Annotated in this window: 22 protein-coding genes; 18 read left to right on the forward strand and 4 right to left on the reverse strand. The window is 39.5% G+C overall.

Translation table 11 applies throughout. The features are described 5' to 3' along the window. The first annotated feature begins 377 nt into the window (after positions 1-377). From KZC02_RS20755 to KZC02_RS20810, 13 genes are all read left to right on the forward strand, one after another. Complete coding sequence (locus KZC02_RS20755; RefSeq protein WP_221390447.1) at positions 378-878, forward strand: hypothetical protein; 501 nt, start codon at positions 378-380, stop codon at positions 876-878. Beyond that, positions 875-1,075, forward strand: a complete 201-nt coding sequence (locus KZC02_RS20760) for a helix-turn-helix transcriptional regulator (RefSeq protein ID WP_221390448.1) — start codon at positions 875-877, stop codon at positions 1,073-1,075. The genes KZC02_RS20755 and KZC02_RS20760 overlap by 4 nt, the downstream gene beginning before the upstream one ends. Positions 1,076-1,192: 117 nt before the next feature. Continuing rightward, a complete protein-coding gene (locus tag KZC02_RS20765; protein ID WP_229253700.1) occupies positions 1,193-1,747 on the forward strand; it encodes a hypothetical protein in 555 nt (184 codons plus the stop codon). A gap of 339 nt (positions 1,748-2,086) precedes the next feature. Next, positions 2,087-2,644 (forward strand): carboxymuconolactone decarboxylase family protein, encoded by a 558-nt coding sequence (locus KZC02_RS20770; RefSeq protein WP_221390449.1) that lies wholly within the window; start codon positions 2,087-2,089, stop codon positions 2,642-2,644. Positions 2,645-2,678: 34 nt separating this feature from the next. After that, positions 2,679-2,912 carry a carboxymuconolactone decarboxylase family protein gene (locus KZC02_RS33005; RefSeq protein WP_310590333.1) on the forward strand — a complete coding sequence of 78 codons (234 nt, stop codon included), beginning with the start codon at positions 2,679-2,681 and terminating at the stop codon, positions 2,910-2,912. Between the two features lie 13 nt (positions 2,913-2,925). Then, entirely contained in the window at positions 2,926-3,246 is a 321-nt protein-coding gene (locus tag KZC02_RS33010; RefSeq protein ID WP_310590334.1) for a hypothetical protein, read from the forward strand. Positions 3,247-3,272: 26 nt separating this feature from the next. Beyond that, positions 3,273-6,044: a TonB-dependent receptor gene (locus KZC02_RS20780; protein WP_221390450.1), complete on the forward strand. Its 2,772-nt coding sequence runs from the start codon at positions 3,273-3,275 to the stop codon at positions 6,042-6,044. A gap of 16 nt (positions 6,045-6,060) precedes the next feature. Beyond that, positions 6,061-8,307: an FG-GAP-like repeat-containing protein gene (locus tag KZC02_RS20785; RefSeq protein WP_221390451.1), complete on the forward strand. Its 2,247-nt coding sequence runs from the start codon at positions 6,061-6,063 to the stop codon at positions 8,305-8,307. 8 nt (positions 8,308-8,315) lie between these two features. Then, positions 8,316-9,572 carry an MFS transporter gene (locus KZC02_RS20790; RefSeq protein ID WP_221390452.1) on the forward strand — a complete coding sequence of 419 codons (1,257 nt, stop codon included), beginning with the start codon at positions 8,316-8,318 and terminating at the stop codon, positions 9,570-9,572. A gap of 156 nt (positions 9,573-9,728) precedes the next feature. Next, a complete protein-coding gene (locus KZC02_RS20795) occupies positions 9,729-10,874 on the forward strand; it encodes a DUF3179 domain-containing (seleno)protein (RefSeq protein ID WP_221390453.1) in 1,146 nt (381 codons plus the stop codon). Between the two features lie 44 nt (positions 10,875-10,918). Beyond that, positions 10,919-11,485, forward strand: a complete 567-nt coding sequence (locus KZC02_RS20800; protein WP_221390454.1) for a carboxymuconolactone decarboxylase family protein — start codon at positions 10,919-10,921, stop codon at positions 11,483-11,485. Positions 11,486-11,582: 97 nt separating this feature from the next. Beyond that, on the forward strand, positions 11,583-12,581 hold the full coding sequence (locus tag KZC02_RS20805) for an SDR family NAD(P)-dependent oxidoreductase (protein ID WP_221390455.1): 999 nt from the start codon (positions 11,583-11,585) through the stop codon (positions 12,579-12,581). Between the two features lie 181 nt (positions 12,582-12,762). Beyond that, the gene (locus KZC02_RS20810; RefSeq protein ID WP_221390456.1) at positions 12,763-14,169 is read left to right on the forward strand and encodes a lipopolysaccharide assembly protein LapB; all 1,407 of its coding nucleotides are present in this window, start codon (positions 12,763-12,765) and stop codon (positions 14,167-14,169) included. Between the two features lie 19 nt (positions 14,170-14,188). On the opposite strand, the gene KZC02_RS20815 is transcribed toward KZC02_RS20810, so the two are convergent. Further along, positions 14,189-15,319, reverse strand: coding sequence for a glycosyltransferase family 1 protein (locus KZC02_RS20815; protein WP_221390457.1), 1,131 nt, complete (start codon positions 15,317-15,319; stop codon positions 14,189-14,191). 90 nt (positions 15,320-15,409) lie between these two features. Here KZC02_RS20815 and KZC02_RS20820 point away from each other — a divergent pair, with 90 nt between their 5' ends. From KZC02_RS20820 to KZC02_RS20830, 3 genes are all read left to right on the forward strand, one after another. Continuing rightward, on the forward strand, positions 15,410-16,699 hold the full coding sequence (locus KZC02_RS20820; protein ID WP_221390458.1) for a pitrilysin family protein: 1,290 nt from the start codon (positions 15,410-15,412) through the stop codon (positions 16,697-16,699). A 55-nt stretch (positions 16,700-16,754) separates the two neighbouring features. Further along, the gene (locus tag KZC02_RS20825) at positions 16,755-17,147 is read left to right on the forward strand and encodes a GxxExxY protein (protein WP_221390459.1); all 393 of its coding nucleotides are present in this window, start codon (positions 16,755-16,757) and stop codon (positions 17,145-17,147) included. A gap of 166 nt (positions 17,148-17,313) precedes the next feature. Next, positions 17,314-18,288, forward strand: coding sequence for a glycosylase (locus KZC02_RS20830; RefSeq protein WP_221390460.1), 975 nt, complete (start codon positions 17,314-17,316; stop codon positions 18,286-18,288). Between the two features lie 100 nt (positions 18,289-18,388). Here the strand turns inward: KZC02_RS20830 and KZC02_RS20835 are convergent, their stop codons facing one another. Next, positions 18,389-19,627, reverse strand: a complete 1,239-nt coding sequence (locus tag KZC02_RS20835) for a pitrilysin family protein (RefSeq protein WP_221390461.1) — start codon at positions 19,625-19,627, stop codon at positions 18,389-18,391. A 144-nt stretch (positions 19,628-19,771) separates the two neighbouring features. Between KZC02_RS20835 and KZC02_RS32020 the strand changes: the two genes are divergently transcribed. Beyond that, positions 19,772-20,236 carry a hypothetical protein gene (locus KZC02_RS32020; protein WP_229253701.1) on the forward strand — a complete coding sequence of 155 codons (465 nt, stop codon included), beginning with the start codon at positions 19,772-19,774 and terminating at the stop codon, positions 20,234-20,236. A gap of 5 nt (positions 20,237-20,241) precedes the next feature. Further along, on the forward strand, positions 20,242-20,889 hold the full coding sequence (locus KZC02_RS32025; protein WP_229253702.1) for a hypothetical protein: 648 nt from the start codon (positions 20,242-20,244) through the stop codon (positions 20,887-20,889). 167 nt (positions 20,890-21,056) lie between these two features. On the opposite strand, the gene KZC02_RS20845 is transcribed toward KZC02_RS32025, so the two are convergent. Both KZC02_RS20845 and ispF read right to left on the reverse strand, forming a co-directional pair. Next, the gene (locus KZC02_RS20845) at positions 21,057-22,193 is read right to left on the reverse strand and encodes an amidohydrolase family protein (RefSeq protein WP_221390462.1); all 1,137 of its coding nucleotides are present in this window, start codon (positions 22,191-22,193) and stop codon (positions 21,057-21,059) included. Positions 22,194-22,217: 24 nt separating this feature from the next. After that, positions 22,218-22,724 carry a 2-C-methyl-D-erythritol 2,4-cyclodiphosphate synthase gene (gene ispF, locus KZC02_RS20850; protein ID WP_221390463.1) on the reverse strand — a complete coding sequence of 169 codons (507 nt, stop codon included), beginning with the start codon at positions 22,722-22,724 and terminating at the stop codon, positions 22,218-22,220. Positions 22,725-22,838 lie beyond the last annotated feature (114 nt).

Consider the following 22,838-nt stretch of genomic DNA (forward strand, 5'->3'; position numbering starts at 1 on the left):
TCTGAAAATGTATAATGCAGCAAAGTTAATGAAATCGTTGTGAGAGCGGTTGGTTGAGCGAATCAAGTTTTGTGATCGGTGAAGTCAAGGTATATTTTGGAGAAGTCAGGTTATGTGCCAGAGAAGTCAAGTTTTTGAAACTTGACTTCTCTAAATCAGCAAAACCCACTATTTGATATCATCAGGTGTGCCTCTTTTAAAGCTTGTTAAATCTGTAACACTTCACTTCTCTATTTTGGCCAAAATAAAATACAAACAAGCAAAAACAATCAGTTAAGTATGTTACGTTTGATAAAATGTAAAATATATTTGTCATTTATTAAATTATACTTTACATTTAAAAAATTAAATCTTCTCTTTCAAAACAAATATTATCTATGAAAACAAAAAACTTATTATCAAATGCCTGGCGGCCTTTTGGATGGGTATTAATTATCATTGTTATTTTAATGCATTTATGGGGAGTTTTTATGGGAGAGCAGTATCCACTAAATTTTGGTATAGAGATCCCGTTACCTTTTAATTTTGGAGGATTTGATTTATCTGAAAATCATTTTATAATACAGGGTAAGCTTCATCTTCAGGCTTTGGAAATAATAAGTTTGCTGATGATTGCCGGTTTAATGATCGTTGGCTTTTCAAGATTGAAAATTGAAGATGAAAGAGTTGCTCAAATCAGGTTGGAATCTTTACAATGGGGTATTTATGCAAACTATCTGATATTGGCTTTGTGCATACTACTTGTTTACGGCGGTGCATTTTTTATGATTATGACTTATGCAATGTTCACGCCACTTCTCATTTTTCTATTACGATTTTACTGGTTACTTCTGATAGCTCCTGCAATTGAAGCAAATAGAGAAAGGAATTTAGCATGAAAAACAGAATCAGAATCGAACGTGCCATATTGAACATTACCCAGGCTGATCTTGCTGACCGGTTGTCAGTATCGCGGCAAACCATTAATGCTATTGAAGCAGGAAAATATTCGCCTACACTGGCATTGGGTATGAAAATCGCAAGAGAATTTGAGAAAACGGTGAATGAGGTTTTTGAATTGGACGAAGGGGATTAACAAAAGATTTGTTAAATTTTACAAAGTTGTCAAATCTAAACTGAATCTAATACTTGCAAAATGTGCCTATTTTAATATATTTGTAACATTGTAAGTAATTTTTATACTATTAGAACATTGAGCCGGCTTCTATCCATCATTTTGCTGGGGCTTTTACTTTACAACATGATTGGCTATTCCGTAGTCTATTTGTTGGAAGAGAAGTATGCCATCAGCGATAGCGGAAGTCATCATTATATTGAAAAAAATACAGCTTCAAGGGATATTGTTATTAAAGTTCCTGTAACTGTACCTTATCAGACCAACTGGGATGCTCCTGAACCCGTCGAGGGACAAATTGAACATCAGGGACAGTTTTATAAAATGGTTACTCAGCAGCTGATCAATGATACACTGTATGTTCATTGCGAATATGATCAGAATGCAAGGGATCAGTTTATGGATCTGGCTTCAAAAATTAATGATCAGGTGGGCGGCAATGATTCTGAATCCCATAATCAATCTCACGCTAAGATCCTTAAAAGTTTTCTGAAAGAATATATGGCCACCACAGGCAAACATATATTTTATATTTTTGAATGGCCTGCATCTGTTAGCTATGAACAGATTTATAATGCAATGTTTACCGAATCTCACCTGAGTATTCCATCACCACCGCCAGATCTGGCTTAATTACACATGGGATTTTCCGAAAATTCAATTTAGTCTTTTCTTGCAATTTGAACCGGTTGCTTACTGTAATCCGGAAAGCTTAACACGCATTTTAAATTGTCAATTGCCTGATTGTGAATTTTCATATACTTCCTGCTGTATTGCATATTGTTTAATTTCTGGCTTATGTCATTGATTTTTCTTGTTAAGAAATTTCAAATTATAATGTGTCAGACTGTTTATTCTGTGCGTCAATTTTTTTCCATTTTAGCAAAATTGGTTTTCCAGCAAGCTGCTGTGGTTTGTTAGCTTCGGGCAACAAATTACTGTGTGGCTGCATTCAAAGTTACGTCCAACCAAATGGCACATATTAAATTACCCAACGAAGAACTTCCCGGAATTGTAGGACTGTTCGATTTCCGGCCTGAAACAGCAGCGCCCTTACGATTACTCGCTGAAACATTATTAAGAGGCAATTCAACATTAAGCAGTGGTGAAAGAGAATTAATTGCTTCTTATGTATCCCATTTAAACGATTGCCACTTTTGCCATACTTCACATGGTGCTGCTGCTATTGCACATTTAGCATGTGACATCAGCCTGATCGACGATATTAAAGAGGGATTTCAAACGATTCCTGTTTCCTCAAAACTTTCTGCTTTGTTAAATATTGCTTCAAAAGTGCAAAGAGGGGGAAAACATGTTCTTCCGGAAGATATAGAAAGTGCAAAGCTGGAAGGTGCTTCTGATGAGGAAATTCATGATACTGTACTGATAGCCGCATCTTTTTGCATGTTCAACCGCTATGTGGACGGACTTGGTACGTGGGCTCCTAAGGAAAATGAAGCTTACCGTGACATGGGAAGAAGGATGGCATTTGCCGGTTATTTGAGACCAGAAGTGAAACCCGTCGCATAATCGCAATTCTAACTTTGAAAATTCTGTAATTACAATGCCACATATACCACTTCCATCGCATTTGCCGGGAATTACCGGTTTACTGGAATACAGAAAAGATACAGCAGCTCCAATCAGAGTGCTGACGCAGATTTTACTTCGTGGAGAATCAACACTTACACCCGGGGAAAGGGAATTGATTGCTACGGTAGTGTCACATAACAATGAATGTACCTTTTGCACTTCGGCCCATACTGCGGCGGCCGATTTACTTTTTAGGGGAATCTGAAACCTGCGAAATAATGAAACAGGATATTGATTCTACACCAGTAAGTGATAAAATGAAAGCGTTACTGAAAATAGCAAAACTTGTTCAAAAAAGCGGTAAAGCTGTTACTCCGGATGCAATAGAATTAGCCAGGACTCATGGTGCAACTGATCTGGAAATCCATGATACAGTACTGATTGCAGCTTTATTTTGTCTTTACAACCGCTATGTAGATGGCCTGGCAAGTGTTACTCCAGCCGAACCGGAATTTTACCAGTATCTGGGTGAACGGATTGTTAATCACGGTTATAACCGTTTGCCACAAGGATACGATCACCTGAAAAATCAGTTATAAAACCGTCTTTAAATTGCAATTACTCTATGAAAAGAAAATTACTTCTCCTGATAGCCCTGCTTCATCTTTCATTTGCACACATTATCATAGCTCAAACCAGTAAAATTACCGGCACTGTACATGATTCTGAAAATAGCCATGCACTATCCGGGGTTTCTGTTTCTGTAAAAGGAAAGAATTCCGGTACTGTTACTAATTCGGACGGAAGTTTTGAATTTCAGACTTCTATTTCTGCTACACTCGTTATTTCTTTTGTTGGATACAGCCGCCAGGAAATAAAAGTTACCGGTACCGAACCTCTTAAAATCAGTTTGGTACAAGCTACCGAAGAACTGAACCAGGTTGTTATTTCGGCTTCAAGAATTGAAGAAAACATCCTTCGTTCACCCGTAAGCATTGAAAAAATGGATGCACGTGGTGTGCAGCAAACTCCTTCCGCTAATTTTTATGATGGTTTGGTGAATATGAAGTCTGTTGATATGGTAACCAGCAGTCTTACTTACAAACAGATTAATACCAGAGGATTTAACAGTACAGGTAATAGTCGTTTTTTACAATTGGTAGATGGTGTTGACAACCAGCCTTCCGGGCTTGGTTTTGCCATGGGTAATTTATTCGGCCCACATGATCTTGATGTTGAGAGTGTTGAATTAATTCCGGGGGCAGCATCTGCGTTATATGGCCCAATTGCATTCAATGGCATGCTGTATACAAGAACTAAAAATCCGTTTGATTATCAGGGATTGAGTGCTCAGACAAAATTTGGTATCAATCATATCAACGACGGAACCGGTATGGGTGCAAAACCTATGTATGACATGGCAATCCGTTATGCCAAAGCATTTAATAATCGTTTTGCATTTAAGCTGAATGCTTCGTATCTGAAAGGAACAGATTGGTATGCAACTAATTACACGGATGTTGACCCGAATACACCGGAAGCTAACCGGGGGCCAAAAAATCCGGGCAGAAATGCTTTAAATATATATGGAGACGAAGTTGCACAAACTATTCCGGGCATTGGAAGGGTATCGCGTACCGGATATAAAGAGATGGATCTGGCTACGTATGGCGTTTATAGCCTGAAATTAAACGGGGCACTCCATTACAGGATTACTGATAAAATTGAAGCAATTTACCAGGGAAATTTTAATCAGGGAACGGCACAATACACGGGAAGTAACAGGTTTGTAATCAATGACTTTAAATTAATTCAGCACCGTTTGGAATTAAAGGGTAGCAATTTCTATGTACGGGCCTATTCAACGCACGAAAATTCTACAAACTCTTACAATACACGCGCGCTCGGCCAGCAAATTAACCGGACTTGGGTTAAGGATTTAGCGGGTAATGTAGTAGCACCATCAGCGGCGGATGCTACCTGGTTTCAGCGCTATACAGCGGCATATAACGGAACTATAAGCGGAATAGCAGGAAAAGATAATGATCTTGCGCGTTCGTTTGCTGATGAAGGAAGAACCCTGCCAGGAACTACTGCTTTTAATGATGCAAAGGAAAATCTGATTCAAACACGTGGATTGAATGGAGCAGGGATTTTAAGTAAGTCCAGTCTTCGCCATATTGAAGGGCTGTATGATTTTAGCTCTAAGCTGAGGGTTCTTAATTTACAGGTTGGGGGTAATTACAGGAAGTATTTTCTTAATTCAGAAGGAACGCTGTTTGATGATAAGGATAAGAAAATTACCAATGGTGAATATGGAATGTTTATCCAGGCTTCAAAGGCATTACTGGATAATAAATTAAAGCTGACCCTATCAGGACGATACGATAAAAACCAGAATTTTGATGGAAGTTTTACTCCACGGGCTTCTGCCGTATTTTCTCCACATGAAAACCATCATTTCAGAGCGTCCTATCAAACCGGATTCAGAAACCCTTCTATAAGTGACCAGTTTATCAAGCTGAATGTTGGGCCAATCATCATTTTAGGCGGAGCTCCTAGCAATTCGGTAGGTTTGAATGCGTATGAAAATTCGGTGACCATTGCTTCCTTTTCTGCTTTTGCAAGTGCTTTTAGTGAAGACTTACAAAAAGGTACACCTTTTCCGCAGGCCGTAAACAATAATAAGGAAAAGCTTGTAAAATCAAACGTACCGGCCATTAAATCAGAAAAAGTAAAAAGTTATGAAATTGGATACAAGGGCTTGATTGCTAAAAGATTATTATTAGATGTCAACTACTATTATAGCGAGTACACCGACTTTCTGATCAATGCAGTTGTAGCAAGAGCCAATGCAAATATTTTGCTGCCGGACGGAACAGTCAACCCGGTTGCAGCGACCGAACTTCTCGGGCCGGCCAGGCAACTTTTTCAGCTTTATACCAACGCAGCAGATAAGGTATCGATCCAGGGTGTAAGTGCAGGCCTTAACTATGCTTTTGAAAAAAACTATCGCTTAGGTTTTAACACAACATGGGCAGATTTCAATCTTAAAGAAGCTGATAAGGATAATATTCCTGCTTTCAACACACCCAAATGGAAAACTAATCTGACACTGGGTAATGCAAGGCTGACCGAAAAATTAGGATTTAATGTTGCCTGGCACTGGCAGAGCAAATTTGACTGGTACGGATCATTCAATGAAATGAGGCCCGGAAAAATTTCGGCGTATAGCCTTCTTGATGCTCAGGTTAGTTATAAAGTTCCTGGTCTGAAAACTACCGTAAAACTGGGGGCTTCCAATTTGACCAATAAATATATTGTACAGGCTTACGGCTCACCGGCAGTGGGTGGATTGTATTATGTAAGCCTGAATTTTGACCAGTTATTCAGATAATAAATCACACACAACTATGATCATCCGTAAATTAAAGGAAAATCTTCATATAAATGTTCTGGCATTTATGCTGGGATGTACAATACTGTCCTGTGGTAATGAAAAGGAAAATCATGAAAAAATGATTACGATCCTGGACGAAATCGACAAACGCAATTTTAACAAAGACAACCCTTTTTGTCCGGAGGCTGAACTTGCATTTTTCGCTTCCGTAAGCGCAGATAACAGAAATGCTTACCGGGCCTCCGTTGCCCAACATCAATCAGCAATTTCTTATTTAAAAATAGGAGAGGAACAAAAGGCCGTAAACATTCTCGAAAAACTGGTAGAAGATGGCCAACTTGACACGGATGCCCTTTTTGTCAAAGCTAGCCTGGGGATTGCAAATATGCGTTTGGGTGAGAGGCAAAATTGCGTTAAAAACCATACTTCAGAATCATGTGTCCTTCCAATTGTCAATACGGGTGTGCATCAGATCCGGACAGGTTCCAAAAGAGCGATTGAGATTTATTCAGAAATATTAGAAAAAAATCCAAGCGATTATGAGTCGCGCTGGCTGATGAATATTGCTTACATGACACTTGGAGAATATCCTGCAAGTGTCCCTAAAAAGTGGCTGATAAATGGTTTGACGCAAGATCCTACCGAAGTGAGTGTAAAACCTTTCAAAGATGTTGCATCCGGTTTGGGACTCAACAAACGTAATAAAGCGGGAGGTGTTGTTGTGGACGATTTCAATAATGACGGACTCAATGACATCATCACTTCCGATTGGGGATTGGATGGAGAAATGCACTATTTTCAAAGCCAGCCAAACGGGACATTTAAAGATCTTTCTGAAAAATCAGGCCTGAAACGTTTTAAAGGAGGATTGAATATGATTCAGGCTGATTTTAATAACGATGGTTTTGTAGATGTCCTGGTTCTGCGCGGTGCCTGGATGCGTGGCGATTTTGGCAAACAACCCAATTCATTATTCCGCAATAACGGAGATGATACTTTTACAGACGTTACGATCCAAAGCGGATTGTTTTCTTTGCATCCAACGCAGGCAGGCGTTTGGCGTGATTTCAATAATGATGGCTGGCTGGATTTGTTTATTGGAAATGAAAGCAGCAGGGATGGCGAGCAGCACGGAAGTGAGTTATATATAAGCAACAGAAACAGTACGTTCACCAATGTGGCTGAAAAAGCTGGCTGTGATATCAACGCTTTTATAAAAGGTGTGACAGCAGCAGATTATAATAATGACGGACTGCAGGATATTTTCATTTCAACGATGGCAGGTTATAAAGTGCTTTTAAAAAGCAGGGGGATTGTAAATGGAATACCGCTGTTTGCAGATGTAAGCAAGGCTTCCGGTGTTGAGAATATAAGGGTTTCTACTTTCCCTACCTGGTTTTGGGATTATGATAATGACGGCTGGCAGGACATTTTCGTTTCCGGTTATCAGGTGGACCGAACTCTTGCCAATTCAGTAGCGACTGACGCCCTGGGTATTGAAAACAAAGCCAGTAAAATGTACCTCTATCATAATAATCACGATGGTACATTTAAAGATGTATCTGAGGAAGCAGGACTTAATCACAGCATTTTTGCGATGGGTTCTGGTTTCGGGGACATTGATAACGATGGTTATCTGGACTTTTATCTGGGGACCGGTAATCCTGATTATACATCACTGATCCCGAATAAGCTTTATAAAAACATTGGGGGTAAAAAATTTGCCGATGTAACGATTTCTGCAAGAGTTGGTAACCTTCAGAAAGGCCACGGGGTCGCTTTTTCTGATATTGATAATGATGGAGACCAGGATATATTTATTGAAGTAGGTGGAGCATATAAAGGCGATTCCTACAATAATTCTTTGTATTTGAATCCTGGCCAAAATTCTAATAACTGGATCAAGCTGGCTCTTGAAGGAACAAAATCCAATCGCTCAGCCATAGGTGCAAAAATTAAAATCAGTTTTAAAGAAAACGGGATTCAAAGAGAAGTGTACCGTGATGTGAATTCTGGCGGCAGCTTTGGAGCATCTCCTTTCAGGAGGGAAATTGGAATCGGGCAGGCGACATTGATTGATGAAATTGCTATAACCTGGGGCCGTAACCAGCAACCGCAGGTCTTTAAGAATGTCAGGCCGAATCAAATGTTTAAAATCCTTGAAGGCAGCAATACCATGGAACCGGTCAAATTGACAAGGCTGAATTACAAGGTGAAAAAAGATGAAATTACAGTTTGTGGTATACCTAATTATATGTGATCAACGATATGAGCAACTTCAACGAAACCTTGACATTAGAAAATTCACTCTCACGAAAATGGCTCGTGTTTGCACTTTGTATGCTGAGCTATTTATTTACAGGCATGGTTTCGACATTGGTATCTGTCTATTTACCCGTTGCGGTTCCTGAACTGACAGGAAGCGAGCTGCCGGATAAAACGGTGACTGAATCCCGGCTGGGAGAAATCGGAGCCTATGTAAATGCCTCTTATTTGTATGGCTGGATGGTGGGAGGTTTACTTTTCGGGCTGATCAGTGATAAAATAGGCAGAGTACAAACATTAACTTTCGTAACAATTCTGTATGGTGCAGGCACATGCCTTGTAGTTTTTGTACCTGATTGGTATTCATTAATGGCTATTCGTTTCATTACCGGCATGGGTGTAGGAGGAGTCCTGTTGGTGTCAACAGTTTACATTTCGGAAGTATGGGAACCTGCCACACGACCGGTTATGCTTGGAGTTCTGGCCGTATCATTTCCGATGGGAATTGTAGCCACGGGTAGCGTAAACCTGATGTTTTCCTATTGGAGAGAAGCTTTTTGGCTTGGATTAATTCCGATTTTTCTTGGTGTTCTGATATTATTTCTTGTTCCCGAGTCCCAACAATGGCGTTTTAGCAAATCAGCAGGTGCCGTTAAAAGCGAAGGAATTTTTGATCAAACCAACCGGCCTAATCTAATTATCGGTTCTATTATTTTCGGAGCCGTTTTGATTGGGCTCTGGGGGATATTCTCATGGCTGCCAACCTGGGTTCAATCCTTATTGGGAAGCGGCGAAAACGGCCAGAAGGAGAGGGGATTAACCATGATTATCCTTGGAATGGGAGGAATTACGGGTGGTGTGTTGTCGGGTTTCTTAATAAAGGCAATAGGCAGCAGGCGAACACTAATATTAACTTTTTCTGGATGTATCCTTATGTGTTGCATCCTGTTTTTGACTAATCATCATTTTAGTAAAATTATTTATGCTGAAGCAGGGCTTTTATCGCTTTGTTTTGGTGTAAGCCAAGGCTCATTATCGAGCTACATTCCAGGTTTGTTCCCGGTTGTTGTCAGAGCAACTGCAACTGGTTTTTGTTTTAACATAGGACGGTTTTTTACCGCAACAGCCGTTTTTTTTATCGGATCACTTGTGGCCGTTCTTGGTGGTTTTGGAAATGCACTTCTGGTTTTTTCAATTCCCTTCCTCCTCGCCTTAGTGATTACCTGGTTTAGCCGGGATCCCCAAACAAGTATAAAATAGGTTAATTATACAGCAAACGGGCTTGTCAATTGATAAGTCCGTTTCTTTAAAAAATTGTTAATTTTATATAAAAAGCGGTTTTCCGCTGCGGTTGCTTACTGAGTACTTCTGCAACACAAAGCTTTCGTTATTACATAAATCCTCATACGTGTTAAAATGAAAAAATTTTTTTACATAGGGATCCTGGGAATCATCTTTTATGAAATTGCAAAAGTATATTTAATTATGCCAATGCCAGGTAGCCAGCGCATGAACAGCATTGATGTTGCTTATTTTCTTCACAGCACGCGTTGGGCATTCCGGATTTTCTTTTGGTTACTGATCCTGATTGGTGCGTTTTCAGCTTTCCGAAATAAACGAAAGATATTTCCTGCCATTTTACTGTTGCTGGCCATTGGTGTAACGTATGGAACCAACTATGAAATGGCTGCTGATACGATGTTTTATCAGCCCAGGACACTTGTCCTGCAAAATGTCTCAGCAAATAAGGTTCAAGATGACCGGATTGTAATTGGCGTGGAAATCAATGGCGAAGCAAAGGCATATCCAATTCAATATATCGGTTATCATCATCAGGTCAGGGATGAACTTGGAGGAAAACCGATTATAATAACATATTGTACAGTTTGTCGTACTGGCCGCGTTTTTGAGCCATTGGTCGGGGGTAAACCTGAATTTTTCAGGCTTGTTGGCATGGATCACTTTAATGCTATGTTTGAAGATGAAACCACACACAGCTGGTGGAGGCAGGCAAATGGAGAGGCCATTGCCGGGCCTTTAAAAGGCAAGATGTTGCCGGAACTTCCCAGTACACAAACATCACTTGCACAATGGTTTACTCTCCACCCCAATAGCAGGATAATGCAGCCTGATCCGGATTTTCAGGCTAAATATGATTCAATGAGCCGTTACGAAAGTGGAAAAGGTAAATCTGAACTGACTCGCACGGACTCACTTTCCTGGAAAGATAAATCCTGGGTGGTAGGAATTGCACTGGATAAACACAGCAAAGCATTTGACTGGAACCGTTTGAAAAAAGAAAGACTGATCAATGACAGTATTGGCAGTATACCGGTTGTACTGGCTCTGGCAGATGATAACAAAAGTTTCTTTGCCTTCAAACGGATCAATACAAGTGATACTTTTTTTATCAGGCATGATACTTTGTTCCAGAATAAACAGGCTTATAATCTTCTGGGCCATGCACTGGTAGTGAACAACAAAAATCTGAAACCAATTAATGCTTATCAGGAATACTGGCATAGTTGGAAAACATTTCATCCGGCTACGGATAAGTATTAAAATTAAAACGGGTTTAAAGTTCAGAGTATAAAATTTGATGAAATATGGCTTACATCGTACTTCCGGAAGAAGATAATTTACCGGGAATAAGAGGTTTAATGGCTTTCCGGCCAGAAACCTCTGCTCCGTTAAATGCATTGGCAGAAGTTTTATTGCGGGATGATAATATTCTTTCCCGAGGAGAAAGGGAGATGATAGCGGCTTATGTATCATATCTGAATGATTGTTTATTTTGCCAGAGTGTTCATGGAGCCGCCTCAGAATGTTACCTTGGAGATGATGGCAGCCTGATTCGTCAGGTAAAAGAAGATTTTCGCAGGGCTTCTGTTTCCGATAAAATGAAGAGCTTACTTTCCATCGCAGGAAGTGTGCAAAAGGGTGGAAAACATGTAACATCAGAACAAATTGATGCGGCTAGAGAAGCTGGTGCACAAGATATCGAAATACATGATACAGTTTTAATTGCTGCTTCATTTTGTATGTTCAATCGCTACGTGGATGGCCTGGGAACATGGGCTCCCGTTGGACATGATAAGTATGTATCAAGCGGTATCAGGATCAGAGATGAAGGATATGCAGGATTTGACCCCTTGAAAAGTATTCGGAAGTGATAGTTCGAATTTATAAAAGAACTAAATTAAAGACTTCCATAATTGCCTGTGCGGATTATAAGGGCGAACTTTGACTTTGTATCATTTGCCCAAATACATGAAAATCCTCATTACAGGTGCTACAGGCTTGGTTGGAAGTAAAGTTGCCCGCCGGTTCCTTTCCGAAAATCATAACGTATTTGCATTATATCGTTCCGGGTCCGACAGGAGTTTGTTGCAGGATGTGGAAGACTCAATCCAATGGGTTGAAGGCGATATACTGGATATCAGCTCATTGGAAACGGCTATGAAGGATATTGATTTTGTGGTACATACAGCCGCCGTGGTTTCATTTGTTCCTCGCGACCGAAAAACGATGTATACTGTTAATATTGAGGGTACTGCAAATATTGTCAACGCTTGCCTTAAATATAAAGTCGGGAAACTTTGCCATGTCAGCAGTATCGCTGCGCTTGGAAGACCTGATGCAAGAAAGCTAATTCCCGGCCAGGATGTAGTGTTGGATGAAACGCAGCGCTGGGAAGATTCTCCTGAAAATTCTGAATATGCAAAAACGAAATATCTGGCTGAACTGGAAATCTGGCGTGGTATTGCGGAAGGACTGAATGCAGTGATCGTTAATCCGACGCTGATATTGGGAGAAGGTGACTGGAGTAAAAGCAGTACACAGATTTTTCGATATGTGTTTCAGGAAAAGCCTTTTTATACCGAAGGAATAGCCAATTATGTAGATGTCAATGATGTGGCCGAGATCATATATCAACTTCTTTTTTCAGATATTTCGGCCGAGCGTTTTCTACTGAATGCGGGAAGTATTTCTTACCAGAATTTGTTCAATACTATTGCGGATTCGATGCATAAAAGGAGGCCTGGATTCAGGGTAGGGGCAGGGCTTGCCTCAGTAATATGGCGGATAGAAGCGGTAAGAACTTGGCTTATGGGGACTAAGCCATTGATTACCAGGGAAACTGCACAATCTGGTGCAAGAAAGATCAGATACAATAATGAAAAAATAAAAAATGCATTAAAATTTAAATTTCAGCCAATTGATAAAACCATAGCACGTGTAAGTGAAAGTTTACTTCGCAAGATTTGATTAACGAGGAATTATTTTTAACTTTCTTTCATTATTAATGACAGTATTTTGGTATGACTACTACTAAATTGATAGTATTATTTAAAAGTGAAATTTGAAAATCATGACGATAAGCTATCAATGAACCGTATACTTATTTGGTTGGTGTTATAATTGCCTAACCTCTAACCTACTTGCGTGTATGATGGAGAAAAATTTCGGGGAGAGAAAAGATTATATGAAAGAAACCTTGCTCAGGTTTGAAAGAATGATTAAAACCAATGAGCCCGTGTTTTTTGATTTGGAAACATACGAAAAAGTTACGGCTCATTATATAGAAAAAGGGGATTGGGAAAAAGCTTTTCAGGCATGTGAACTGGGCCTCGCAGATTTTCCGTATTCACTGGATCTTCTTTTAAGTAAAGTACAGCTTCATGCCAACCGCGGTGAACATGATATGGCAATGGAAATTTTAGAGCGTGCAGCTCTTTTTCATCCCGGTGATGTGGAAATATCTTTTATGCAAGTGGGTATTTCTAATATGATGGGTGAGTATGAAGAAGCGCTGGAAGTATTGGAAAACCTCTTGCAGAGAGTAGAAGATAAAGATGAAATTTATTTCCAGATAGGACAAACTTATCAGAACTGGGGGAAATATGATGAAGCGATTAAAAATTATAAAAGGTCGCTCAAAAATAACCTGAATAACGAAAGTGCATTGTATGAGCTTGCCCATTGCCTGGACCTTGTTGGGCAACTGGAAAGCCATTTAGGATATTATCATGAACTGGTAGACCGTGATCCGTTTTCCCATCACGCCTGGTATAACCTCGGAATAGCGTTCAGCAAGCTCGAAAGATATGAAGATGCAGTAAATGCCTACGAATACGCTACGCTTGTAAAGGACGATTTTGCGTCTGCTTTTTTTCAGCTGGGCAATTCATACATGAATCTTGAAAAGTATGAGGATGCCAAAAATCAGTATCTCAAAGCAATGGAACTGGAAGGAGAGCTTCCTGAAACTTGCTGTTGCCTGGGAACATGTTATGAAAAACTTGGGGAATTTGAAACGGCTATTAAATATTATCGCCTGACCGTAAAGCTTGATAATCAGTGGGATGATGGCTGGTATGGATTAGGAATATGTTTCAGTGAATTGGGACGTTGGTACGAAGCAGCAGGCTTTATCCGAAAAGCAATCCAGATTACTGAACTCAATCCTGATTATTGGCTTGCATTGGCAGAAACTGAGTTTAAGGTTGGAAATGTAATATCAGCTTTTGAAGCATTTGAAAAAGCAGCAGAAATTGAACCTTCTAATCCGGATATATGGCTGAAATGGTCGCATGTGCTTTTTGAACAGGGAAATTATGCACGCGCCTGTGATCTTTTACAAGCTGCAATTGACGATATGCCGGAAGAAGCGGATCTTTATTATCGTATGGCAGTTTACCAGATTCATTCAGGGGATTATCGCGAGGCGCTGATCAATCTTGAAGTGGCACTTACCCTTGATTATGACGCGCATATTCAACTATTTGATTTCTTCCCTGATCTGGAAAAACAAAAAGCGTTGTACAGGATAATCGAACAATACCGCGAAAAATAATATTTTGGAATTATACACCTTACAGGTTATGCCTGTCTATTTTGGTGTATAATTCCAAAAGCTGATGAGCAATTTGTTTGCCTGTAAATTTTTCCATATGTTGCTTTCCAAGTTCTGCCAGCGATTTTCTCAGTCCGGGATTATCAAGTAACTTTTGCAGCTGATTAGTAATATCATCCAGATCATACGGATCTGCATATAAGCCGCCGGGCCCGCCCGCTTCTTCCAGACATGATCCTTTTGCTGCAAGTACCGGTGTCCCGCTATTCAATGCTTCCAGAATAGGTATTCCAAAACCCTCATAAATAGAAATATAAGCGAAAAGCTCCGCTTCCTGATACAAGGCGGGAAGATGATCCGTTGGAACATTTTCTAAAATCAGAATCTGGTCAATCAGGTTATTTTCCGCAATAAAATCGTGGATTTTCTGTGTATACAAAGTTTGTTTCCCAACCAGGACCAATTTGAATTCTTTGTTTTTTATTCTGGTAAAGGCTTGTACCAATCGCAACTGGTTTTTTCGCTCTTCAATTGTTCCGACACAAAGAACATATGGCGCATTGATTCCATATTCTTTGTTTATTTCCAGTCTTTTTTGAAGATCGACAGTCTTTTTGAAAACCGGATTACAATCCTGGTAAATGACATGAATTTTGTTCTGATCGACACGATAAATGTCGATCAAATCACCTTTTGTTTGTTCACTTATGGCAATTACCGCATCAGCTCTTTCACAGGCAGATTTAAATTTATGACGATAAATAGCACGGTCAATCGCTTTATAATGTGAAGGTAATTTTTCAAAAATGAGATCATGGATGGTTACTACTGAGGCGATATTTGCCTTTGCAAGTCCCCGCGGTATTTCATTACTTAATCCATGAAATATAGAAACCCGGTCTTTTTGAAGCTGGGTTGTAATAGACGAGTATCGCCAGTAAGCTGACAGTTTCCGGTCAAAAAAAGTTTTAGGGAAAATCACTGATTTCTGAGGGAAATCAGGAAAAAGATTCTTATTGTTTTTCGGAGTGTATGCTATGAATTCATGCCCTTTTTCATGATTATACAGAGAATCAAGAACAAAACGGCTGTAATTTCCAAGTCCTGTTTTGTTGGCAAAAGCTCTTTTAGCATCAAATCCGATACGCATAAATAATACTATATAAGGGTTTCAGGCAAAAGTCTGTAATTTTGTGCACACTGCCGAAAATTATTGGCGTGTATTTTGTGTTAAACAGGAATGAAGAGAAACAATATCCGCAAGAGCGGAAGCCCAAACGCTACCTCACTATTAATTACCGAAGATTATCAATTACATACGCTTTCCAACGGAATACGTATTGCTCATAAACAAGTGCCTCATACACAGATCGCCCATTGCGGAATTATGCTGGATATCGGCAGTCGTGACGAATTGCCGCATCAGCAGGGACTTGCACATTTCTGGGAGCACATGGCTTTCAAGGGAACGGAAAAGAGAAGCTCTTTACAGATTATCAACCGGCTGGAAAACGTTGGCGGTGAATTGAATGCTTACACTACCAAGGAAAAAATATGCTTTCATGCTTCCGTTTTAGACGATCACTTTGAAAAGGCTATTGATTTGCTCGCCGATATAACTTTTCATTCAGTTTTCCCGGAAAAACATATTGAAAGAGAAAAAAATGTTATTCTGGAAGAAATGTCTATGTATGTAGATTCGCCTGAGGATGCGATCCAGGATGATTTTGACCAGCTTGTTTTTGCAAATCATTCATTGGGAAGCAATATTTTAGGAACTGCCGATACAGTTAATTCTTTTGACCGTGATCAGCTATTCCAGTTCATCAATGATAACATGGATACGGAGCGGATCGTCGTTTCTTCGGTGAGCCGATTGCCTTTTTCAAAAGTAATTCGCGTTGCCGAAAAATATTTGGGAGATATCCCACAGCGTACAGCTAAGCGCGTGCGTACTGCCCCAGGTATTTATACGCCTGTAATTGATCAGAAAGAGCGTTCTATTTCTCAGGCGCAATGTGCAATGGGCCAGCCTTCCTATGCTTTACTTGATGATAAAAGACTGCCGTTTTTTATGCTGATCAATTTGCTGGGTGGGCCTGGAATGAATTCACGGTTCAATCTTTCTCTTAGGGAAAAATATGGATTTGTTTATTCCATAGAAGGAAATTACACGCCATATCTGGATACTGGTTTCATGGGTATTTTCTTTGGAACGGAATCCAAACAGCTTGCAAAAAGTATTGCCCTGATCAATAAAGAGCTGAAAAAAGTGCGTGAAGTTCCGCTGACAACATTGCAACTGCATATGACCAAAGTACAGTTAATGGGACAATTGGCCATGTCGGAAGAAAGTAATATGAGTTTTATGCTGATGATGGCAAAAAGCTTACTGGATACCGAAAAGGTAGATTCTCTGCCGGAAATATTTTCAGAAATCCAGAATATTACTTCTTTACAATTACAGGACATAGCACAGGAAATGTTTAATCCTGATAATTTCAGTTACCTGACTTTTCTGCCGGAGTAGGGAAATGAGAAAAAAAGTGTAGTGTCTTAGTATCTTAGTGGCAAAAATAACTAATATGGAGTATACACCACTATCAGAAAGTATTGAAGAAATTGGCAATGCAATAGTAAATGCAGCCTTTAAAGTTCATAAAGAATTAGGTCCGGGTTTACTTGAAAGAATATATGAAGCCTGTATGGCGCACGAGCTTATTAAAGCAGGATATTCCGTAAAGCGGCAGGTTGAAATTCCATTTATTTATGATAATATTATTTTTGAAGAGGGATTGAGATTAGATCTTTTAGTTAATAATTCAGTAATTATTGAACTCAAAGCAGTAGAGTTGGTCAATCCTGTTTGGAAAGCTCAAATAATCAGTCATTTAAAACTTACCGAGTTACCATTGGTGCACTTAATCAACTTTAATGTTCCTTTGATTAAGCAAGGAATTAGCAGATTTAGAGTATAAAGGAATTGGCCACAAAGTTGCGAAGTCACAAAGTTTAATTTGGCATTAATGATATATAAAATCTAAGTAATTATTTAATAAAATGGGATCAATTTATGTTACGGCATTTATTGATCCTGTTTTTTGGTAGGCATGATATTTAAAATAGTCGCTTTGAGGTCATCACATGTACTATGACAAATTCATTCTCGAAAAAGGTATGTCTGTAAAATATCAATTGCTGGTTTTATTATTTCCTGTAATATTCATTGGTTGCAATTCTTCAAACCAGAAAATTAATGAAACCCAAAAAGCAGATCAACCAGAATTTCCATCTGAGCTGGTCAATTTCAAGTCGTATGAAGCTAATCCCGTTTTTAAAGGTACGGGAGACTCTGCTAAATGGGATGAAAAGATCCGGGAACGTGGGTTTATTTTAAAGGAAGACAGTACTTATTATATGTGGTATACAGGCTATACCAACAAAACCGGTGAGGAAATGAAATATCTGGGACTCGCCACTTCTCCAGATGGTTTAAAATGGACGCGATTTCCACAAAATCCTATTCATCAATCTCTATGGGTCGAAGATGTTTTTGTACTCAAATCTGATAGTACCTATTATATGTTTGCCGAAAGCCGGGGCGATTCAGCTCATTTGCTTACTTCCTCTGATAAGCTTAGCTGGAAAGACCAGGGAGCATTGGATATAAGGCTTAAAAATGGAAAACCAATTGAAAAAGGCCCATACGGAACGCCAACGGTTTGGAAAGAAAATGATCTCTGGTATTTGTTTTATGAACGAAATGATGCGGCGGTTTGGCTTGCAACTTCAAAGGATTTGAAAGTATGGACTAATGTTCAGGATGAACCGGTGCTGAATTGCGGTCCTGAAAAATATGATCAGTATGCTGTTGCTTTCAATCAGATTATTAAATATATGGGGTTATACTATGCTTATTACCACGCATCAGCCTTCAAAAAATGGCATGACTGGTCCACAAATATTGCAGTTTCGAAAGATCTTGTTCACTGGAAAAAGTACGAAAAAAATCCGATTCTGGGAGGTGATACTTCTAGCGGAATTGTAGTGAATGATGGAAAGCAGTTTAGATTATATGCTATGCATCCGGAAGTGCGGGTTTATTTTCCGAGGAAATAAACCTATTTTTTTGATAAAATTATATTAGTTGAAAATCCGTGGCACGGCTGAGAAACCAAGCTTGATACTGGCTTTGATATCTCAGCCGTGCCACGGATGGTTACGCCTCAGCTCTATAATAAAGTGTCGAACCATTTTCTGGCTTCAAAACTTTTCTTGCGGCTTCATTTATATCTTCTTTTGTAAGATTTCTGATAATTCCTGCATCGTCATTAGCCCAATCCACATTACCGGCGTTGGCTGCAAAAGCAAGATTCATCGCACGGTTCAGTAATTCAACTTCTGAGAATGCCAGAGTTGCCTCTGTCTGGTTTTTTACCTTAGTCACTTCATCTGCTGTGGTACCATTTAATACCATTTCATGCAAAACTTCTTTTACAGCTTCGTCAGCTTCTTCAAGCGAAATACCAGGATTCAGATTGCCCTTTATTAACAACAATCCCGGATCAAGAGATGAGGTAACACTGGCACTGATGCTGTTAAAAAGTGGCTTGTCTTTTAACAGAGCCTGGTACAAACGCGAAGATTTTCCTCGTCCCAATATATCACTGATCAGATCGCTTGCGTAAAAACCGTTTTCATAACGCCCCGGCATGTGAAAAACCTTGACCAGCGAATTTAACGGAACAGCAGCGGATGTTTCCAAATGTCTGGCTTCTGTTTGCAGTGGTTCCCTTGGGATATTACGAACATAAGGTGCCCCGGCTGGAATACTGTCAAACCATTTTTTTGCCAATTCTTTAATCTGGTTAAATTTTACTGCACCAGCTACAACCATGACCGCATTATTCGGGCGGTAAAAACGGAAGAAAAAGTTCTGGACATCGTCCATTGTGGCGCGTTCAATGTGCTCAATATCTTTTCCTATTGTTGCCCAGCGATATGGGTGCTCCTTATATGCCAATGGCCTTAATTTTAGCCACATATCGCCATAAGGCTGGTTCAGATAGCGCTGTTTAAATTCTTCAATTACAACTTTTCGCTGTACTTCCAGCACATTCGGATCAAAAGAAAGACTAAGCATCCGGTCAGATTCCAGCCAAAAAGCCGTTTCTACATTGTCGGCAGGCAACGTAATATAGTAATTGGTTATATCAGGTGACGTAAAAGCGTTGTTTTCTCCCCCTACATTCTGTACAGGAATGTCGTAACTGGGGATATTTTTTGAGCCCCCAAACATCAGGTGTTCAAAGAGATGTGCAAATCCAGTCCGTTCTTCATCTTCGTCCCTTGAACCCACATTATATAGAATATTAACCGCAGCCATGGGTGTTGAAAAATCTTCGTGGACAAAAACTTTCAGGCCATTATCCAACGTAAACTGCTCGTAGCGAATCATATTATCAATCAATAAGTTATTGTAAATTTCAAAGATCCCGGAAATTATGGTTTTATAGAAACCACGCTTTAAATTTTGGGGTTATAAACAAAGCTAATGTTCAGTTGGGATACCACCAAACCATTTTGATTTTATAGCAAAGCCATGAAGTGTATTTTGAAAGTCTTTTATGTAACTATTTTGTTTTTTTCTATTTCGGGTTTTGCCAAAGCGCAGGTACTGAATGATGCGGGAACAATGAAGCTGATTCAAAACAGTCTGGATCATATTTATAACTACGAATTTGACGAAGCCGATGTCATTATCAACCAGGTAGAAAAAAAATACCCTAACCATCCTGTCACGCATATTTTGGGTTCTTTTATTTACTTCTGGAAATATCTGCCTATTAAGGACAATCCTGTAAAATCGAAAGAATATATTCTGAAACTGAATAAATGCCTGGAATCCATTAACGTAAAATATGGCAAAAATAGTAATGATCCGGAAGCGGTATTTTATACTATGGCCGCCAGAGGTTACATGGCTATGATGTACAATTACCAGGGAGAAATGCTCAGTGCGGCAGGTGAGGGAAAAAAGCTTACAATGCTTTTACAGAGGGCTTGAAACTGATGAGCAAGAATTCAGAATTCTATTTTACTTCCGGCATGTATAATTATTATGTGGAGCTTTATCCGGAACTGCACCCGATAGTGAAACCCGTTATGTTATTTTTTAAAAACGGAAATAAAACTCTGGGCCTGAAACAAATAGATACTGGTACTAAATTAGGCACAATTACAAAAGCAGAGTCGTGTTATTATCTGGCTCATATTTACTTGAAATACGAATCCAATCCTGCAAAAGCCCTGCTTTACACAGATAAACTGGCAGATCTGTATCCGAAAAATCCGATCTATCTGATGAAAAATATTGAAGCTTTATTACTCTCGGGTAATTACAGTGCGGCAGAGAAAAATAACTTAATACTCAAACGGACTACAACCGGCTTTTTTCCCGCTGCATGGCACACATTTCAGGGAACAACTTTGGAAAAAGATGATAAAAATGACGCATTGGCGCAAAAAGAATATTTGCTGGCATTGAAAACGCCACACGATGATCAGTATACCAAGGAATATCATGCAATGTCCTATGCAGGTTTGGCAAGAATAGCCAATCGTGCAGGCAATAAGGCCAAGGCAAAAGAATACTACAAAAAATGCCTCGAAAAAGCAGAATATGTATCTGTAATGAAAGAGGCGAAGAGCTTTAAATAGGTTTATAGATTTTCATAGGGTGTTACCCTATGTTGAGGTATTCCGCCCTTTCAGAGCTTTTTTTCTATGAAAAAGAATTTATAGAAGCCCTGAAAGGGCAAAATACCTCAGCACAGGGTAACACCCTGTCAACTGTAAACGATGAAAATGATGTATATTCAAAAGAATTATTTAGGAAACAAAGTTTTATCCAGCCCCGGAATAATCCGCAACGCATTTTTATAATATAATTTCTTCAAGACCTCATCAGACAATCCCATCCCATACATACGCCAGAATGCGTGGTATTTTTTATGATAAGGGAAATATTCGTCTTCGGTTTCCAGCACCCTGAAATAGGTGGCATATTCGGAAGGTACCCAGCTGTCTTTCCCGAATAGAACACGATCCTGATATTTATCAAAAAACTTTTTAGCCGTACGAGGCTGCCGTCCCAATTCAGCAATGACAGCGCCTATTTCTACATACATGTTCGGAAAAGCGATCATAAGGCTATCCAGTTTTTTTAAGTTGTTGGGATACCAGCCCATGTGTGCATTAATGAAAATAGTTTTAGGGTTACTCTTAAAAATGTGATGTTGCTCAGCGATCAAAGAATCAAATGGAACCGGATCATTTGGCCCGCGGCGACGGTTTGGATGTGTTTTTAATTCCAGCCACCGTTCGTTATAACGATCCATCGGATCCCAGAAGGAAGGTACATCGGCCGTATGGATCAATACCGGGATACCAAGTTCGCCACATTTCTGCCATACAGGTTGCAAACGAGCGTCGCTTACTGCTACACGGTTTCCTTTGTCATCTTTGATTCCGCTGAATCCAAGACTTTTATAAATTTTAAGGCCTTTGGCTCCCATTTTTACATCTTCTTCCAACTGTTTTACTGCTCTTGCAGACCAGTCCTTTTCACCAAAACCTTTAAACTGGATATTGGTAAAAACCGCAATCCGTTTCGGCTCATTTTTTGCCACATTTTCTAATGAACCTTTCAGAGTTGCCGTTCCTTCACTCCATTCCTGAGACCAGCCGCGTCCGCTCAAATTGACCATAATACCCATATTCAGGCTGTCCATAGTTGCCACCAATGCTTTCAGGTCCTGAGTAGGCATTTGGTACTGATGATTATGCACATCTATAAATGGGAACCTGGCTCTCCTTAAAACATGTTCTTCCACTTTTAAAGTAGAAATAGGATCATATTCTTCAAAACCAAGCGGTTGTGTAACAGAAGAAGGCTCCTGTGCACAGGCATTATACGTAATGCTGACTGAAACAGAAAGGACGAGTAGTTTTAAGAATTTCATTTACAAAAGTTTAGAAAGTATAATTTAACGACTAAGTCCGGCGGCAGTTTTTGGATTATAAATCAAAGCAACGCAATGAGCTGCAATTCCTTCTTCTCTTCCCACAAATCCCAAATGCTCGGAAGTAGTTGCCTTAATTGAAATATCTTCTTCTGATATACGCATGACCTGGGCCAGACAGGCTTTCATTTCAGGAATATACGGATTCAGTTTTGGTTCCTGTAAAATGATTGTAACGTCCAGATTTCCAACTTCAAAACCTTTTTCACGAATCATTTCCAGTACTTTTTCCAAAAGAACTTTACTATCAACTCCCTTCCATTGCGGATCTTTGTCCGAAAAATGAAAACCTATATTGCGCATATTAGCAGCTCCCAAAAGTGCGTCACAAATAACATGGCAAACTACATCCGCATCCGAATGTCCCTTAGCCCCATGTGTGTGAAGAATTAAAATACCTCCAAGCCAGAACGGCCTGTCGTCTACCAGCTGATGTACGTCGTAACCTTGTCCTATACGAAAGGGGAACATGTTGATTAGTTAAATGTGAACCTTATTTGCAAGTTGGTGATTGGAATCGGGAAAGACAATTGAAGAGGTAAATAAAATTGGACAGACGGTGAAACAGTAACGTCTGATTTTTAA

It is taken from the genome of Dyadobacter sp. NIV53, assembly GCF_019711195.1.
Taxonomy (GTDB): domain Bacteria; phylum Bacteroidota; class Bacteroidia; order Cytophagales; family Spirosomataceae; genus Dyadobacter.

What these genes read in the sequence shown, in the direction of transcription:
- KZC02_RS20835 (WP_221390461.1), bottom strand. Translation starts at nt 19,627, where the DNA reads ATGATTCGCTACGAGCAGTTTACGTTGGATAATGGCCTGAAAGTTTTT.
- KZC02_RS20830 (WP_221390460.1), top strand. Translation starts at nt 17,314, where the DNA reads ATGTACTATGACAAATTCATTCTCGAAAAAGGTATGTCTGTAAAATAT.
- KZC02_RS20785 (WP_221390451.1), top strand. Translation starts at nt 6,061, where the DNA reads ATGATCATCCGTAAATTAAAGGAAAATCTTCATATAAATGTTCTGGCA.
- KZC02_RS20815 (WP_221390457.1), bottom strand. Translation starts at nt 15,319, where the DNA reads ATGCGTATCGGATTTGATGCTAAAAGAGCTTTTGCCAACAAAACAGGA.
- KZC02_RS32020 (WP_229253701.1), top strand. Translation starts at nt 19,772, where the DNA reads ATGAAGTGTATTTTGAAAGTCTTTTATGTAACTATTTTGTTTTTTTCT.
- KZC02_RS20755 (WP_221390447.1), top strand. Translation starts at nt 378, where the DNA reads ATGAAAACAAAAAACTTATTATCAAATGCCTGGCGGCCTTTTGGATGG.
- KZC02_RS20825 (WP_221390459.1), top strand. Translation starts at nt 16,755, where the DNA reads ATGGAGTATACACCACTATCAGAAAGTATTGAAGAAATTGGCAATGCA.
- KZC02_RS20780 (WP_221390450.1), top strand. Translation starts at nt 3,273, where the DNA reads ATGAAAAGAAAATTACTTCTCCTGATAGCCCTGCTTCATCTTTCATTT.
- KZC02_RS20805 (WP_221390455.1), top strand. Translation starts at nt 11,583, where the DNA reads ATGAAAATCCTCATTACAGGTGCTACAGGCTTGGTTGGAAGTAAAGTT.
- KZC02_RS20795 (WP_221390453.1), top strand. Translation starts at nt 9,729, where the DNA reads ATGAAAAAATTTTTTTACATAGGGATCCTGGGAATCATCTTTTATGAA.
- KZC02_RS20820 (WP_221390458.1), top strand. Translation starts at nt 15,410, where the DNA reads ATGAAGAGAAACAATATCCGCAAGAGCGGAAGCCCAAACGCTACCTCA.
- KZC02_RS20770 (WP_221390449.1), top strand. Translation starts at nt 2,087, where the DNA reads ATGGCACATATTAAATTACCCAACGAAGAACTTCCCGGAATTGTAGGA.
- KZC02_RS33005 (WP_310590333.1), top strand. Translation starts at nt 2,679, where the DNA reads ATGCCACATATACCACTTCCATCGCATTTGCCGGGAATTACCGGTTTA.
- KZC02_RS20790 (WP_221390452.1), top strand. Translation starts at nt 8,316, where the DNA reads ATGAGCAACTTCAACGAAACCTTGACATTAGAAAATTCACTCTCACGA.
- KZC02_RS20845 (WP_221390462.1), bottom strand. Translation starts at nt 22,193, where the DNA reads ATGAAATTCTTAAAACTACTCGTCCTTTCTGTTTCAGTCAGCATTACG.
- KZC02_RS32025 (WP_229253702.1), top strand. Translation starts at nt 20,242, where the DNA reads ATGAGCAAGAATTCAGAATTCTATTTTACTTCCGGCATGTATAATTAT.
- KZC02_RS20800 (WP_221390454.1), top strand. Translation starts at nt 10,919, where the DNA reads ATGGCTTACATCGTACTTCCGGAAGAAGATAATTTACCGGGAATAAGA.
- KZC02_RS20810 (WP_221390456.1), top strand. Translation starts at nt 12,763, where the DNA reads ATGATGGAGAAAAATTTCGGGGAGAGAAAAGATTATATGAAAGAAACC.
- ispF (WP_221390463.1), bottom strand. Translation starts at nt 22,724, where the DNA reads ATGTTCCCCTTTCGTATAGGACAAGGTTACGACGTACATCAGCTGGTA.
- KZC02_RS20760 (WP_221390448.1), top strand. Translation starts at nt 875, where the DNA reads ATGAAAAACAGAATCAGAATCGAACGTGCCATATTGAACATTACCCAG.
- KZC02_RS33010 (WP_310590334.1), top strand. Translation starts at nt 2,926, where the DNA reads ATGAAACAGGATATTGATTCTACACCAGTAAGTGATAAAATGAAAGCG.